The sequence below is a fragment of the Providencia sp. PROV267 genome (genome assembly GCF_028477825.1).
In the GTDB taxonomy this organism is placed as follows: domain Bacteria; phylum Pseudomonadota; class Gammaproteobacteria; order Enterobacterales; family Enterobacteriaceae; genus Providencia; species Providencia stuartii.
Window position 1 is genome coordinate 350,022 of the sequence record NZ_JAMPLX010000009.1, and the last position, 16,310, is coordinate 366,331.

The 16,310-nt window shown below is 41.3% G+C and carries 11 protein-coding genes; 4 read left to right on the forward strand and 7 right to left on the reverse strand.

The genetic code is table 11. The features are described 5' to 3' along the window. Positions 1-10 precede the first annotated feature (10 nt). A complete protein-coding gene (locus tag PR709_RS08535; RefSeq protein WP_004926519.1) occupies positions 11-994 on the reverse strand; it encodes a glycosyltransferase in 984 nt (327 codons plus the stop codon). A 311-nt stretch (positions 995-1,305) separates the two neighbouring features. Between PR709_RS08535 and PR709_RS08540 the strand changes: the two genes are divergently transcribed. Further along, a complete protein-coding gene (locus PR709_RS08540; RefSeq protein ID WP_004926518.1) occupies positions 1,306-2,232 on the forward strand; it encodes a DUF808 domain-containing protein in 927 nt (308 codons plus the stop codon). 107 nt (positions 2,233-2,339) lie between these two features. Here PR709_RS08540 and narI read toward each other — a convergent pair whose 3' ends face one another. From narI to PR709_RS08565, 5 genes are all read right to left on the reverse strand, one after another. After that, the gene (gene narI / locus PR709_RS08545; protein ID WP_004926515.1) at positions 2,340-3,017 is read right to left on the reverse strand and encodes a respiratory nitrate reductase subunit gamma; all 678 of its coding nucleotides are present in this window, start codon (positions 3,015-3,017) and stop codon (positions 2,340-2,342) included. Further along, a complete protein-coding gene (narJ, locus tag PR709_RS08550) occupies positions 3,014-3,736 on the reverse strand; it encodes a nitrate reductase molybdenum cofactor assembly chaperone (protein ID WP_040132754.1) in 723 nt (240 codons plus the stop codon). Before narJ ends, narI begins: the two co-directional genes overlap by 4 nt. Then, positions 3,733-5,274, reverse strand: a complete 1,542-nt coding sequence (narH, locus tag PR709_RS08555) for a nitrate reductase subunit beta (protein WP_004926510.1) — start codon at positions 5,272-5,274, stop codon at positions 3,733-3,735. Before narH ends, narJ begins: the two co-directional genes overlap by 4 nt. Further along, complete coding sequence (locus tag PR709_RS08560) at positions 5,274-9,035, reverse strand: nitrate reductase subunit alpha (RefSeq protein ID WP_036941951.1); 3,762 nt, start codon at positions 9,033-9,035, stop codon at positions 5,274-5,276. The genes narH and PR709_RS08560 overlap by 1 nt, the downstream gene beginning before the upstream one ends. 67 nt (positions 9,036-9,102) lie before the next feature. Then, on the reverse strand, positions 9,103-10,500 hold the full coding sequence (locus tag PR709_RS08565; protein WP_272570859.1) for a NarK family nitrate/nitrite MFS transporter: 1,398 nt from the start codon (positions 10,498-10,500) through the stop codon (positions 9,103-9,105). Between the two features lie 336 nt (positions 10,501-10,836). Between PR709_RS08565 and narX the strand changes: the two genes are divergently transcribed. The 3 genes from narX (at position 10,837) to idi (ending at position 14,001) form a co-directional block, all read left to right on the forward strand. Continuing rightward, positions 10,837-12,591 (forward strand): nitrate/nitrite two-component system sensor histidine kinase NarX, encoded by a 1,755-nt coding sequence (narX, locus tag PR709_RS08570; protein ID WP_014656852.1) that lies wholly within the window; start codon positions 10,837-10,839, stop codon positions 12,589-12,591. Between the two features lie 40 nt (positions 12,592-12,631). Further along, the gene (gene narL, locus PR709_RS08575; RefSeq protein WP_014656853.1) at positions 12,632-13,270 is read left to right on the forward strand and encodes a two-component system response regulator NarL; all 639 of its coding nucleotides are present in this window, start codon (positions 12,632-12,634) and stop codon (positions 13,268-13,270) included. A gap of 215 nt (positions 13,271-13,485) precedes the next feature. Next, positions 13,486-14,001, forward strand: coding sequence for an isopentenyl-diphosphate Delta-isomerase (idi, locus tag PR709_RS08580; protein WP_004923075.1), 516 nt, complete (start codon positions 13,486-13,488; stop codon positions 13,999-14,001). A gap of 1,576 nt (positions 14,002-15,577) precedes the next feature. Here the strand turns inward: idi and PR709_RS08585 are convergent. Beyond that, positions 15,578-15,712: a hypothetical protein gene (locus tag PR709_RS08585; protein ID WP_004916339.1), complete on the reverse strand. Its 135-nt coding sequence runs from the start codon at positions 15,710-15,712 to the stop codon at positions 15,578-15,580. Positions 15,713-16,310: the final 598 nt, after the last annotated feature.

Sequence of the window (16,310 nt, forward strand, 5' to 3'; positions counted from 1 at the left end):
CCTTTAGCGATTATTTAGCGATAGCTTTCAACTTAGTGTAACGACGGATCAAACGCCATTTTAACTTGATCGTCGTCGCATGAGACCAGATCACATCCCAATAACCTTTCTCAAAAAACATGCGGGCGACATCTCGCTGTGTTTCCGGTGATTTAATGGCAAGTATGGCTTGAGTAATCCCAAGCCCTTCTTTACCGACCTGCCATAAACACGCTGGCGCCTGTTCAACCTGTTTCGGATAGCGCTTATAGATATCCAACAGCATATCAATGATTTTCAAATAGGTATTTATCTTACGAATAGACCGTTCATCCCCTTGCAAGGAGTGGGAAACCGACTGATTATGGATCAGATAATCGTAATATTGCTCATTAATAAATTGAACTCGCTTCGCCACCAGCAGTAATTCCGTAGTCCATGGAATATCTTGATGGTGCAATTTAGGTTCAAAGGAAAAGTTATGCTGGCGAATTAAATCCAAACGATAAAGATTCAACCAAGTCACATGTAAAAATTTACGTGAACTTAAACCAATTTCCAGCCATTCAGGGCCACTAATCACACCTGTTGATGGTACTTTATTGGGTGGAAAAATCGCTTTTGGTGCATCACCATTAGTGTAAATATATGTTCCGTTACAGGTGGCTACATCCAAATCTCCCGCCAACGCAATTTCTAACAAGCGACCATACATTTTAGGACTAATTTCGTCATCAATATCAGGGAAAGTGATATATTTCCCTCGCGCTTCTGCCATGCCGGTATTACGTGCGACAGAAACCCCCTGATTGTCTTGCGTTAATAATGTAAAGTGACTGAATTTATCTTGATACTGGCGGATCACCGCCTCACTGTTATCTTTTGAACCATCGTTTACGACGATTAATTCCCAATTACTCAGATTTTGCGCTAATAAGCTATCAAAAAAATGAGGAAGAAACTTTTCACCATTATAAACGGCAACGACAATACTCAAAACAGGTGCAGGAGACATGTATTAACCTTATTAAACCATTCATTCGAAAGCCACCTTCCTTGGTCACTTTCTGCTATTATTTTGTTCAAACGATACTTTTTAAAACTCATCTAAACACGGTAATTTAGATGATTAGAGAGAAAATATATATATTGGTTCCACTGTCATAAAAAATTCACAATTAAAAAGTGGAGCCTCCATCTCTTGGCTTACAGACATAGATTCCTTCTAAATCGGATTTATTTACCTACCGAAAGGTGAACTAATTATCGCAATATCAGCCTAATTAACATTAAACACACCTTAAATTAGACAAAAAGGATCACTCTGTGGCAGGAAGTAGCTTACTTGCTTTACTTGATGACATTGCAGCCGTATTAGATGACGTTTCTGTAATGACAAAAATGGCCGCGAAAAAAACCTCCGGTGTATTAGGTGACGATCTCGCCTTAAATGCCCAACAAGTCACAGGGGTTCGAGCAGAACGAGAAATCCCTGTGGTATGGGCCGTAGCAAAAGGCTCTTTTATCAATAAACTGATATTGGTTCCGCTCGCCTTATTGATCAGTGCCTTCATACCTTGGGCCGTGACGCCTTTACTGATGATTGGTGGGGCTTACCTGTGTTTTGAGGGCGCAGAAAAATTAATGCACAAATATCTCCATTCCGCCCAAGAACACCATGAAAAAAGGGAACAAAAAGCCGTCATGTCGCCGGAAGAGCTGGCGGCATTTGAGAAAAGCAAAATCAAAGGAGCAGTACGTACGGATTTTGTGTTATCCGCTGAAATTATTGCGATCACACTCGGTATCGTTTCTGCAACAACCTTTATGAACCAAGTTATTGTTCTTTCCATTATTGCGATTGTTATGACAATTGGGGTTTATGGGCTAGTGGCAGGTATTGTCAAACTGGATGATCTCGGATTCTATTTACAGAAAAAGGCTTCTGCTTGGTTAAGCAAATTAGGTACATGGCTTATTTACGCCACGCCTTACCTAATGAAAACCTTATCCGTTGTCGGCACAGCTGCCATGTTTATGGTCGGAGGCGGTATTCTGACTCATGGTATAACAACAGTCTATTATTGGATAGAAGAGTTAGCCCTAGCGCTATCATTAACACCTGCAATTGGTAAGGTAATGCAATTCATTACGCCTTCATTGGCAAACCTTATTTTTGGGTTAATCGTGGGCATTATACTCGTTTTGCTTATCACTTTAGCCAAACAAGTCAAAACACGTTTAAGCGCCTAAAGAAGCAAAAAACCCCATATCGATGATATGGGGTTGCTACATTAGCAATATTTGTTGTTTACACAAGAACACGAGCTGACCTTGCCTTCATTTGCAAGGCCATATTTTTAGTGACGATTTCTCACTAGCTGGTAACGGCGCGTAATATACTCTATTGGCGCACTCCAGATATGCACTAAACGGCAGAATGGGAATAACAAAAATAGCGTCATTCCTAAAACAAGGTGTAACTTAAAGACAATTCCAACTCCTTCGAGGTATTGTGACGCCCCCCAATGGAAGGTGACAACCGATTGTGCCCACCCTACCAATTTCAACATTTCACTACCATCCATATGCTGAGCAGAGAATGGAATAGTCAGTAACCCTAAACAGACCTGTATTACCAGTAAGGTTAAGATCATAATATCGCCAAAGGATGAAGTAGCTCTGACACGCGGATTCGTTAAGCGGCGCTTTAATAACATCGCTCCACCTATCAGTACCATTAGCCCACATACGCCCCCACCAATCATCGCCATCAATTGCTTAATATGCATTGGCAAGAAAGACTCATATACCCAATGCGGGGTTAACATACCGAAAAAATGCCCCAAAAAGACACCAATGATCCCGACATGGAACAAATTGGACGCTAAGCGCATATTCTTTTTATCAAGCATTTGGCTTGAACCAGCTCGCCAGCTATATTGCCCATAGTCATAACGTAACCAGCTACCGACAATAAACACAGTACCGGCAATGTAGGGGTAAATATCGAAGAAGAATTGATTGATAAAATTCATTTTTGAACTCCCGCATTATAGCCCGCATCAAGATCCAAATATTGAGGCACAACCGCGTTTGCAAAGCGATGTTGATGAGCCGTCACTTCACTCGCGCAACTTTTTTCATCGGTAAAGAATTTCACTTGCTCCTCTTCCCAAACAGCATCCAATGCCTCTGGCGTATCATCTCGTGCTTCCGCTGCGACTTGCCCACTCAATTGGCTAGTTTCGATAGCAGTCGCCGATAGCGTCAAAAGAAGGTCAAATAACACACCGAATCGGCTTTGGCGTTGTTTCAATCTTTCACCCAATAGCGCCAAAATTGGCGCAATATCGCTTAAGCCTTCACGGGTTTGGTCGGGGGTTAATACCGTTAAATATTCCAAATAAATCGGTAAATAGTCCGGTAATTCGCGGCAATCAATCTGCAATCCTTGCTGTTGATACTGCGCCATCAAATCAACCATTGCTTGCCCTCTATCACGAGACTCCCCATGCACATGTTCAAATAGCAACAAGGAAGTTGCGCGTCCTCTATCAAATAGCTCGCAATATTGTGCTTGCATGTCTAACAGATCTTCATCAAGGTATTCGCGCACAAACATCATCAGTTGAACGGCTTGGGTAAATGGCAACTCATTCGCTTGCTCTAGCGCCTCGATAAGCTCATCACGATGCTGCCATAACGCTTCACTTGGGTAGTCAAGTAAGCGCGAAATCACTTTCAACGACATCATAATGTTTTCTCCTGCGATGTTTTTGGTGTCACATCTATCGCATCGATACGGCGACTATTAAACAAATTCACCTTGCTATCGCTGCCATGACAGCCATCGCCAAAGCTAAAGCCACACGCTTTCGCTTCTGGGAAAGCTTCTCGCGCTAACTCACGATGGCTTGATGGGATCACAAAGCGGTCTTCGTAGTTCGCTATTGCCAAATAACGATACATCTCTTGTGCCTGAGCTTCTGTTAGACCAACTTGTTCTAGTGCACTGGTGTCACATTGATTTTCTACTGTTTCAGCCCGTTTATAGTGACGCATCGCTAACATACGTTTTAGTGCAAGCAATACTGGCTCGACATCTCCAGCGGTTAATAAATTCGCTAGGTACTGTACTGGGATACGTAAACTTTCAACATCAGGTAAGACACCATTGCTCGCCAACATACCTGCATCCGCAACGGATTGGATGGGTGACAAAGGCGGCACATACCACACCATCGGTAAAGTTCGATACTCTGGGTGCAATGGCAATGCAAGCTTCCACTCCATCGCCATTTTATAAACAGGAGACTTTTGAGCAGCGTCGATCACACTCAGAGGGATCCCTTGTTTTTGTGCTTCTTCTATCACATGTGGATCATGTGGGTTAAGGAATACATCAAGTTGGCTTTGATATAGGTCGGTTTCTTTTTCTACACTCGCCGCTTGCTCAATCTTATCGGCATCGTATAGCAGCACGCCTAAATAACGGATGCGCCCAACACAGGTTTCAGAGCACACTGTCGGCATACCAGACTCAATGCGTGGATAGCAGAAAATACATTTTTCTGATTTACCACTTTTCCAATTGAAGTAAATTTTCTTGTATGGACAGCCTGTTAAGCACATTCGCCAACCACGACACTTATCTTGGTCAATCAAGACAATGCCATCTTCTGAACGTTTATAGATAGCACCACTCGGGCAAGTCGCCACACAAGCTGGGTTCAAACAGTGCTCACATAAGCGCGGCAAATACATCATGAATGTATTTTCAAATTGCCCATACATCTCTTTTTGAATATGCTCAAAGTTCTTATCGTGTGCGCGTTTGCTAAATTCGCCACCAAGATCATCTTCCCAATTTGGCCCCATATTGACATTGCTCATACGCTGCCCAGTAATTAATGAGCGTGGGCGAGCCGTTGGCACATGTTGCCCTTCTTTAGCATTTTTTAAATGACTGTAGTCATAATCAAATGGTTCATAGTAATCATCCAGAGCAGGAACATCTGGGTTAGCGAAGATCTTTGAAAGTACCCCGACTCGGTTGCCCATACGCGGCACTAATTTACCTTTGATATTACGGATCCAGCCGCCCTTCCATTTTTCCTGATCTTCCCAATTATGGGGATAACCGATACCTGGTTTCGTTTCGACGTTATTAAACCAAGCATATTCAACGCCTTCACGGCTGGTCCAGACATTCTTACAGGTCACTGAACAGGTATGACAACCAATACATTTGTCGAGGTTCAATACCATGCCGACTTGAGAACGAATTTTCATTATGCTTTCTCCTTTCCGCTCAGCGCCTGCTGATAGCCATCTTGCTCACCATCAAGCCAATCGACCTGCTTCATTTTACGTACCACCACAAATTCATCGCGGTTAGAGCCCACGGTGCCATAGTAGTTGAAGCTATATGCTAAATGCCCATAACCACCAATCATGTGGGTCGGTTTAGGGCAGACGCGGGTCACTGAGTTATGGATCCCGCCGCGCTGCGCCGTAATTTCGGAGCCTGGCAAATTAATCAAGCGTTCTTGCGCGTGATACATCATGATCATGCCATCAGGAATACGCTGGCTCACCACGGCTTTCGCGGTCAACGCCCCGTTGCTGTTGAAGGCTTCTACCCAATCGTTGTCTTCAATACCTAACTGGCGGGCATCTTCTTCACTTAACCAGACAATCGGTCCGCCTCGACCCAGCGTTAGCATCAGTAAATTGTCACTATATGTGGAGTGGATCCCCCATTTTTGATGCGGCGTTAAGAAGTTAAGCGCCTTTTCAGGGAAACCATTTGGCTTTTTCCCCATCAACGGTTGGGCCGCACGGGTATCAATAGGAGGACGATAAACCACAAGGCTTTCACCAAAAGCTCTCATCCACTCATGATCCTGATATAACTGTTGACGACCACTTAAGGTACGCCAAGGGATCATTTCATGAACATTGGTATAACAGGCATTGTAAGACACATGCTCATCTTCCAAGCCTGACCATGTGGGACTAGAGATGATTTTACGTGGCTGCGCAACAATGTCGCGGAAACGGATTTTTTCATCCTCTTTATAGCGTGCTAAATGGGTATGATCACGGCCTGTGACTTTACCTAAAGCATCCCACGCTTTCACTGCCACCTGCCCGTTGGTTTCTGGTGCTAACGTTAAGATAACTTCCGCAGCATCAATAGCAGTTTCAATCTTCGGCCGTCCTTGATTAACGCCACTAGGTTGGGTTTTATTCAGTTTTTTCAGGAAGTCTATTTCATCTTGCGTATTCCAACTGATCCCTTTACCGCCATTACCGAGCTTATCCATCAAAGGACCAAGTGAGGTATAACGTGCATAGGTCGATGGATAATCACGCTCAACCGTCATAATGTGCGGTGCCGTTTTCCCTGGGATCAATTCGCATTGGCCTTTTTTCCAATCACGCACATCGAAAGGTTGCCCCATTTCAGCGGCACTGTCGTGCTGGATTGGCAGCGTAACAACGTCGGTTTCTTTCCCGAGGTGACCTACGCTGACTTCTGAGAATGCTTTAGCAATCCCTTTATAAATTTCCCAATCGCTTTTCGATTCCCAAGCAGGATCAACCGCCGCAGACAATGGATGAATAAATGGATGCATATCCGAAGTATTCATATCGTCTTTTTCATACCACGTTGCGGTTGGTAGAACCACGTCCGAGAACAAACAGGTACTCGACATTCTAAAGTCGAGGGTTACGACTAAGTCGACTTTTCCTTCTGCCGCTTTATCTGCCCATTCAACCTCTTCAGGCTTCACTTCTCCTTGTTGTCCTAAATCAAGCCCCTGAATACCATTTTCAGTACCTAATAGGTATTTCAATAAATATTCATGGCCTTTACCGGCTGAGCCAAGTAGGTTCGAACGCCAAATAAATAGGTTACGCGGAAAGTTTTGTGGGCTATCGGGTTGCTCCGCAGCAAAGCGAATATTCCCTTCTTTCAATTGGTTAACCGTGTAATCTACCGCCGACATACCTGCACTTTCGGCTTGTTTAGCAATCGTAATAGGGTTAACGTTTAATTGTGGTGCGGAAGGTAACCATCCCATGCGCTCTGCGCGCACATTCATATCAATAAGAGAGCCGCTAAATGCTTTTTTATCGGCTAATGGGGATAATAGCTCTTCCGTCTTGACTGTTTCATAGCGCCATTGGCTTGAATGATTGTAGAAAAATGAGGTGCTATTCATATGGCGCGGTGGACGTTGCCAATCTAAGCCAAAAGCAAGAGGCAGCCAACCCGTTTGTGGACGTAATTTTTCTTGTCCGACATAGTGTGACCAACCACCACCACTTTGTCCTATACAGCCACAGAACACTAACATATTAATAATAGCGCGATAGGTCATATCCATGTGATACCAGTGGTTGATACCTGCACCAACAATCACCATAGAGCGTCCATGCGTTTTTTCTGCCGTATCCGCAAATTCCCGTGCAATCCGGATGATATTTTGACGGCTAACCCCCGTCACTTTCTCCGCCCATGCAGGGGAGTATGCCTTCATATCATCGTAATCTGCGGCACAATTCTCATCGCCTAAACCACGTTCAATACCATAGTTCGCGAGTATCAAATCATAAACAGTGGTCACCAAAGCGTCGCTACCATCCGCCAATTGAATACGTTTTACGGGCAGTTTATGTAACAGCACGTCTTTAAGCTCAACATTTTGGAAATGTTCGCTTTCTAAGCCACCAAAGTAAGGGAAACCAACCTCGACAACCTCATCGCATCCATCCAAGAGGCTAAGCTGCATTTTGAACTCTTGCCCATCATCCGCTTTACGAGGCTCAAGGTTCCATTTGCGACTATCATCCCAGCGGAACCCCATTGAACCTTGAGGAACACATAACGCCCCTGTTGCTTCATCAATAGCAATGGTTTTCCACTCAGCATTTTTCTCTTCGCCCAGAGAATCAACCAAATCGGCGGCTCGTAACATTCTACCGCCAGCATATGTTCCGTCTTCACGTTTATCCAACATAACCAACATTGGCATATCGGAGTAAGTACGTACATACTCACGAAAATACTCAGCTTGGCGTTCGATATGGAATTCTTTAAGGATCACATGCCCCATCGCCATCGCCATTGCACTGTCTGTACCCTGTTTAGGATTCAACCAGTGGTCACACAATTTAGCTATTTCGGCATAATCAGGTGTGACTGCGACCGTTTTCGTACCTTTGTAACGTACTTCAGCAAAGAAATGCGCATCCGGAGTACGCGTTTGAGGCACATTAGAACCCCATGCAATGATATAGGAGGAGTTATACCAATCCGCCGATTCTGGTACATCCGTTTGTTCACCCCAAGTCATCGGTGAAGATGGCGGTAAATCACAATACCAATCGTAGAAACTGAGGCAAACACCACCAATCAGCGATAAATATCTTGCGCCTGAAGCATAAGAAACCATCGACATTGCGGGTATTGGAGAGAAACCAATAATACGGTCAGGGCCAAACTCTTTAATCGTTGTGACATTAGCTGCGGCTATCAGCTCATTTACTTCCTGCCAGCTTGAGCGTACAAAGCCGCCGCGCCCACGAGCTTGCTTATAGCTTTGTGCTTTTTGTGGATCATTGATAATAGAAAACCAAGCCTTTACAGGATCTTGATGTTCTGCTTTCGCTTCACGCCATAATTTTAGTAAGCGCTTACGAACCATTGGATATTTCACCCGATTAGCGCTGTAAAGATACCATGAGTAACTCGCTCCACGCGGGCAGCCTCTTGGTTCATGATCAGGTAGGTCAGGGCGTGTACGTGGGTAATCTGTTTGTTGCGTTTCCCATGTTACCAAACCATTTTTGACATATATCTTCCAACTACATGACCCTGTACAGTTTACGCCATGTGTCGAGCGCACAATTTTATCGTGCTGCCAACGGCTACGATAACCATTTTCCCAATCACGATTGACGTTCAACTCTTGTCCGTGATCGCCTGAAAAAGTCTCGCCAAGCTGTTTGAAATAACGAAATCGGTCTAAAAATTTGCTCATTCGGATTGCCTCCAAAGAGACGCCGACAGGCGTCATACATTGCTTAAATCGTATTTATTGGTTGTTATTATTTGTGCTTACGCCCATAAACTAACCATGTGATAAACACACAAGAGACATAGAACACGAAGAAAACTTTCATCGCACCAGCGGGTGAACCTGTCAGTGTTAAAGAGGTTCCAAATGCTTTTGGAATAAAGAACCCACCGATTGCCCCAATAGCGGAAATAAAACCTAATGCTGCCGCGCTCTCTGTCACCGCTTGCTTTTGTGCATCTTGTTCTGAAGCCCCAAGAGACAAGGCGCGATCAATAGTTAGCTTGCGAAAAACAACTGCGATCATTTGGAATGTTGAGCCACTACCTAATCCCGCCGTTAAAAACAGCACCATAAATACCGCGTAAAACGCGATAAAGGAGCCGCCCTGACCTTGAGTTGGTAGTGTGAAGAACAGCAATCCAGAGAAAATAGCCATCACAATAAAGTTAATCATCGTCACTTTTACGCCGCCAAAGCGATCAGACAGCATACCTCCGGCAGGGCGGGCAAGTGCGCCGAGTAATGGCCCAAAAAAGGCGAACTTTAAGATGATGACGTCAGGAAATTGCGTCTTAGACAGCATCGCAAACCCTGCAGAAAAGCCAATGAAAGACCCAAAGGTCGCGAGATAAAGAAAACTTAAGATCCAAAGATGGGCTCTTTTGAGTACAGGAAGTTGTGCCGTTAACGATGCTCTGTTAGCTGCCAAATCATTCATGCCAAACCAAGCCATCACGGTGAAAAATAATAAGAAAGGTACCCAAATCCATGCAGCATTTTCTAGCCATAACACAGAGCCATCAGCCTGTGGTATGCCTGCTCCCCCCATAAAAGAGAATACGCCAATACCAACAATAAATGGCGCAACTAACTGCATTACGCTCACCCCTAAATTACCAAGGCCACCATTTAGCCCAAGCGCTCCTCCTTGACGTGATTTAGGGAAGAAGAAACTGATATTTGCCATACTGGACGCAAAATTGGCCCCAGCGAAACCACATAGCAATGAAATAATGACAAAAACACTATAAGGTGTTGTTGGATTTTGAACAGCAAACCCTAACCAAATACAGGGAATAACAAGAAAAACAGTACTAATTGCAGTCCAACGACGGCCACCAAAAATAGGAATAACAAATGAATACGGTACTCGTAAAAGTGCACCCGAAACTGAGGGTAGCGCTGTTAATAAAAATAGTTGGTCAGTTGTGAAATTAAATCCTACTTTATTTAAATTAACGGCAACTGCACTAAATAACATCCAGACACAGAATGCGAGTAACAAACATGGTACAGAGATCCACAAATTGCGATTTGCAATGCGCTGCCCTGTTGTTTGCCAAAACTGAGTATCTTCAGGGCGCCAATCCTGAATAATCGCTCCAGATTGTTTTGTCCGTGTATTTAAACTTTCTCGTTGAGACATAACTCACCCCAATAAATAGCATTTATGAGGTCAGTTTGTGTTCATTTAGGAACAGCTAGACTGATCTAAATCAAGAGATATTCAAGTTAGGTTTTGCACACTATATAAACAACCTACTAGAGGGGTACAAGGGGTATATTTAGCTAACCCTATAAATATTCAAAATAAAAATAGATTTATTTAAATTACTTTTATCCTGATATTTACGCTATCCTATAGATAAGAAATTTAGGGTTAACCCTGAAGTAGTATATTTAAATTTAAGCAATCTCTGAACAATATAACCATCATAAAAAAGAAAAAGTAGATTGCGAGGTCATTTTGAAGGAAATGAATATGCCGGTATTTCACCGTCGATTTTCAATTATTAATCAAGTTATCGGATTGATGTTGCTTATAGCCATCCTTGGTATTATCGGAATGACGATTTCAAATCGTATGATAATCAGTGTGCAAGGTAACGCTCATGCGATTAATAAATCCGGTTCACTTCGAATGCAAAGCTACCGGCTGCTTTCTTTAATTCCTTTAAATGACCATACCAAAGAGTACCTTGATATACTAGAAAATGATTTATCCAGCCTAGAATTAACTCAAGTTGTTAAAGCTGAAGATCTCACTGAAAAATTCTCCGAATTACACACATTTTGGTTAAAAACCTTACGCCCTGCACTCTCTGAGGCCAATTCTGCCAGCGATGCGCGGTATGAAGTGATCTCTTTTGTCAATATGTTGGATGAACTCGTTCATGATATTGACGAAAAAACAGAACGAAAAATCGCATATGTCGCCATGACACAGATGATCTTTATTGGCTTAGTCTTTTTGTTATTAATGGTCACGATTTGGCACCTTAGACGTAAAATTTATTATCCATGGATGAAACTCCTCTCTATGGCTCATGCGATTGGGCAAAAAGATTTTAGCCAACGATACCCTAATAATAACAAACAAGATGAGTTAAATACTTTAGGGCTAACCTTGAATCAAATGTCTGATGAGTTAGCACAAAGTTATCATCAGCTCGAATCGAGAGTAGCGGAAAAAACGGCCGATCTTCGCAACAAGAACCGTGTACTTTCTTATCTTTATCAATCAAATCAGATACTACATTCAACTGAGCCGCTCGATTTACGATTACAAAAAGTCCTTGGTGAACTCAAAAATATCACAAGTTTAAAAAACTTGAGTTTAAAGCTCTACGAAGATAGCAATGAAAAATACTTTCATGAAATTTGTTGTACTTCAAATGATCCGCTATCCGAAGATCCGTCATTTATTCCCAAAGATATTGTTCATCATCCCAAAACATTATTATGGGAGCTATCCGATAATATGCACCGTTATGGTGTCATTTCTGCGGAAATTGAGAACAATGAAGATATTTCTGAGGAACAAAATAACTTGGTTCTTATGCTAGTAAAACAAATTTCAGGCATGCTAGCGATGGAACATCAAATAGAGCAACAGCAACAATTACTCATTATGGATGAACGCTCTGCTATCGCAAGGGAGCTACACGATTCGATCGCCCAATCGCTGTCTTGTCTAAAAATGCAAATTAGCTATTTACAAATGCAACCAGAATCTTTGCCAGATAAACACCAACAATTGCTCAGTGAAATGCGAGGTGAAATTAACACTGCCTATAGTCAGCTTAGAGAGTTACTCACCACGTTTCGATTAAAGTTAATGGAGCCTGGACTACTTCCGTCATTGGAAAGCACAATTAACGAATTTAGTCAGAAGATGGGATTTAAGATTTTATTGAATTACCATATTCCAGCGAAAAGCATTTCACCCCATCAATCGATTCATATCATACAGATAATCCGAGAAGCGCTGAGCAATATTCTGAAGCATGCTCACGCCAATTGGGCACAAGTTACTCTTCAACAAGATTCCGGTGTTGTCACAATTACAATCGAAGATAATGGCGAAGGTATTGCCCCTACACCAAGCAAACAAAACCACTATGGTTTAATTATTATGAGAGAGCGAGCGCTTAGCCTTAATGGTGAGTGTGAAATCATTCCGAGAGCGCAAGGTGGAACAAAAGTGCAAGTCACCTTTTCTTTACCTGTTACTTAATCATTTTGGAGCAAAGCAATTCATGGGAAACACAAATATAATGAGCGAAAAATCCACGATTTTATTGATTGATGATCATCCGATGCTAAGAAATGGCGTCAAACAATTAATCAGTCTTGAGCCATCATTACTCGTGATAGGTGAAGCCGGTGATGGCGCTACAGGTATAAAAATTGCTGAAGAACAAGATCCAGACCTTATCCTTCTTGATCTCAATATGCCAGGTATGAATGGTTTTGAAACCCTAGATGAGCTTAGAAAACGGGAATTATCTGGCAGGATCATTCTTTTCACCGTTTCTAATTACGGTGAAGACCTTGTTAGCGCCCTCAAACGCGGAGCGGATGGTTATCTATTGAAAGATATGGAGCCAGAAGAGCTGATTGTCGCTCTTAAAGAAGCCGCCAGTGGCAAAATGGTGGTTAGCCCAGCGTTGACTTCCGTGTTGGCAGAATCACTGAGAGACAATCGCCCACAAACCGAAAATAATCTTCTATCTTTAACGCCTAGAGAAACCAATATCTTAGAGCTTATTGCACAAGGGCTATCAAATAAAATGATTGCTCGCAAACTCGATATCGCAGAAAGTACAGTCAAAGTTCATGTGAAGCACCTCTTGAAAAAATTGAATCTAAAATCTCGTGTCGAGGCTGCTGTATGGGTGCTACAACAAAAATAGTCGCTATTTAATGTGCATAACAACGTACCTACGTTCCCCATAATTGCTAAGCAAACCAATTGAGTCTAAAAAATCCCCCTAGTCACATAGCTAATATGTGATTAGGGTCGTTATAAATAGCGTTTATCAATGAAAAAGCTCAAATCTACAAGTAACACGAATTGAACTATAATATGATAAACTAATGAAATAATTAATACGGAAGATTAAATCAAATGGAAGAAAAGATCATTCTTGTTGATAGACAAGATAACCCTATAGGCACTATGCCTAAACTATTAGCCCATCAACAGGGAAGATTACACCGCGCATTCTCGGTTTTTATTTTTAATACCAAGGGAGAATTACTTATTCAACAGCGTGCTGCTCATAAATACCACTCTGCGGGTCAATGGGCAAATAGCTGCTGTAGCCATCCTCGCCCTAACGAAGACACATTAGCGGCGGCTAAACGTCGATTAATGGAAGAGCTTGGTTTTACTACCGAAATTTCACTAGTTGGCCACTTTGTTTATCATGCAGAAGTCAATGGCGGCTTAATTGAACATGAATATGACCACCTTTTTATTGGTTATTATGATGGCGCCGTAACCCCTAATCGTGATGAAGTTTCTGCCATTCGCTGGGTATTACCTTCAGACTTACAAACAGAAATCAAAAATACCCCTGACCAATTTACGCCTTGGTTTAAATTAATTATTAATAAATATCCATTACTGCAATTTAAGTAATTTATATTTAATTATATATAAATTTTATTTCTAATGAGTAATAAATTTATCTGTTATCAATCCCCCTCAGTTTATTTTTTATTAGCATTAATAAATTCTATAATAAAGAACTGAGGCTGATAACGTTTATTTAATTGGCTTACTGATTTTAATCTTAGCTCTATCTTTTAAAGGGCATAGAGTAATAAAAATGAATACAGATATAATATTTCCCTCATCATCCATCCGTACGTAATTGGGATTGATTGGCGCTAGCGTCAGGCTGAGTGGATATTGCATACCGCTGGGAATAGTCTAAGTGAGTAGCGATAATATTCTCAATACCTACAGAGCCGTCTAAGTAACAGGAGGATTACTTTAATATCTTGAATAACCATAGAAACAGCCTAAGTAACAAGAAGTTACTTTAATACCATCAATAACCACAGAAACAGTTTAAGTAACAAGAAGTTACTTTAATACATCAATAACCACAGAAACAGCCTAAGTAACAATGGGTTACTTTAATACCATCAATAACCACAGAAACAGCCTAAGTAACAAGAAGTTACTTTAATACATCAATAACCACAGAAACAGCCTAAGTAACAAGGGAGTGCTTTAATATCCTCAATAACCATAGAAACAGCCTAAGTAACAAGGGGTTACTTTAATACATCAATAACCATAAAAACAGCCTAAGTAACAAGAAGTTACTTTAATACATCAATAACCACAGAAACAGCTTAAGTAACAACGGGTTACTTTAACATCCTCAATAACACAAAAATAATCTAAATTATAAGATATGTATTACAGATCTTAGATACATTCAAAAGAATAAAAGCAGAACGTTACTCAAGCGCCTCGCTCATTAGTATAATTAAAGCTTAGTAATAAGGTTGATACTCTCAATACCGGACCACACAAACCTGTGAGCTGTTACTTACTACTTTATATCCACTCAAACTATTCACCTCATCAATATCCATCAAAAAAACAGTGAGTGATACTTTTTCATTAACACCATCTAATCCATTGAAATAGCTAATTAATTAATAATAAATTTGACACTCTCAATACTGGAACACACAAACCTGTGAGCTGTTACTCACTACTTTATATCCACTCAATCTATTCACCTTATCAATACCCAGCAAAGAGATTAGTGAGTTATAAATCCCTTGCTAATAATTCATTAACTCATTGAAATAAATGGTTTAGCAACTAACTTGATATCCTGATTAATACCGAAACACACAAATCTGTGAGCTGTTACTTACTACTTTATATTTGCCAAACCTATTCACCTTATCAATACCCAGCAAAGAGATTAGTGAGTTATAAATCCCTTGCTAATAATTCATTAACTCATTGAAATAAATAGTTTAGCAACTAACTTGATATCCTGATTAATACCGAAACACACAAACCTGTGAGCTATTACTTACTACTTTATATCTGCTCAACCTATTCGCCCTATCAATACCCAGCAAAAAAACAGTGAATGATACCTTTTTATTAACACCCTCTAATCCATTGAGATAGATAATAATTAATAACAAATTTGATACCCTCAATACCGGATCACACAAATCTATGAGCTGTTACTTACTACTTTATATTTACCAAACCCATTCACCTTATCAATATCCATCAAAAAGAAGCAGTAAGTGATAAGTTTTTTACTCATCTGCCCTAATCCATTGGGATAGATAATAATTAACAGCATATTTGATACCCTCAATACCTGAACACACAAATCTGTGAGCTGTTACTCACTACTTTATATCCACTAAACCTATTCACCCCATCAATACCCAGCAAAAAACAGTGAATGATACCTTTTTTATTAACCCCCTCTAACACATTGAAATAGCTAATAATTAGTAATAAATTTGACACTCTCAATACTGGAACACACAAACCTGTGAGCTGTTACTCACTACTTTATATTTACTCAATCTATTCAATGACCAAATAATTTTGTTTAAAGCAGGGCATTATCACTGAAGCTTTAATTCCCCCCTTTAATTAACGCATCAATCATCCTATCAATAACGGTTCATGTAGTGTGCCAAACTCGGTATAGCTGTGCTGTAGAGGGAGAATAACAACCATAATTATGGTTATAGCTAATCAGGGGGAGATATGCGCTGAGATAAAAAGTGGTTAATAAAGTATGAGATGGGGTTTGGGGTTTGGGGTTTGGGGTTTGGGGTTTGGGGTTTGGGGTTTGGGGTTTGGGGTTTGGGGTTTGGGGTTTGGGGTTTGGGGTTTGGGGTTTGGGGTTTGGGGTTTGGGGTTTGGGGTTTGGGGTTTGGGGTTAG

Bases quoted from the DNA above. Each gene is read 5' to 3' on its own strand.
- narL (WP_014656853.1), top strand. From the start codon at position 12,632: ATGAGCGAAAAATCCACGATTTTATTGATTGATGATCATCCGATGCTA.
- PR709_RS08585 (WP_004916339.1), bottom strand. From the start codon at position 15,712: ATGCTGTTAATTATTATCTATCCCAATGGATTAGGGCAGATGAGTAAA.
- narH (WP_004926510.1), bottom strand. From the start codon at position 5,274: ATGAAAATTCGTTCTCAAGTCGGCATGGTATTGAACCTCGACAAATGT.
- narX (WP_014656852.1), top strand. From the start codon at position 10,837: ATGCCGGTATTTCACCGTCGATTTTCAATTATTAATCAAGTTATCGGA.
- PR709_RS08560 (WP_036941951.1), bottom strand. From the start codon at position 9,035: ATGAGCAAATTTTTAGACCGATTTCGTTATTTCAAACAGCTTGGCGAG.
- narI (WP_004926515.1), bottom strand. From the start codon at position 3,017: ATGAATTTTATCAATCAATTCTTCTTCGATATTTACCCCTACATTGCC.
- idi (WP_004923075.1), top strand. From the start codon at position 13,486: ATGGAAGAAAAGATCATTCTTGTTGATAGACAAGATAACCCTATAGGC.
- PR709_RS08565 (WP_272570859.1), bottom strand. From the start codon at position 10,500: ATGTCTCAACGAGAAAGTTTAAATACACGGACAAAACAATCTGGAGCG.
- narJ (WP_040132754.1), bottom strand. From the start codon at position 3,736: ATGATGTCGTTGAAAGTGATTTCGCGCTTACTTGACTACCCAAGTGAA.
- PR709_RS08535 (WP_004926519.1), bottom strand. From the start codon at position 994: ATGTCTCCTGCACCTGTTTTGAGTATTGTCGTTGCCGTTTATAATGGT.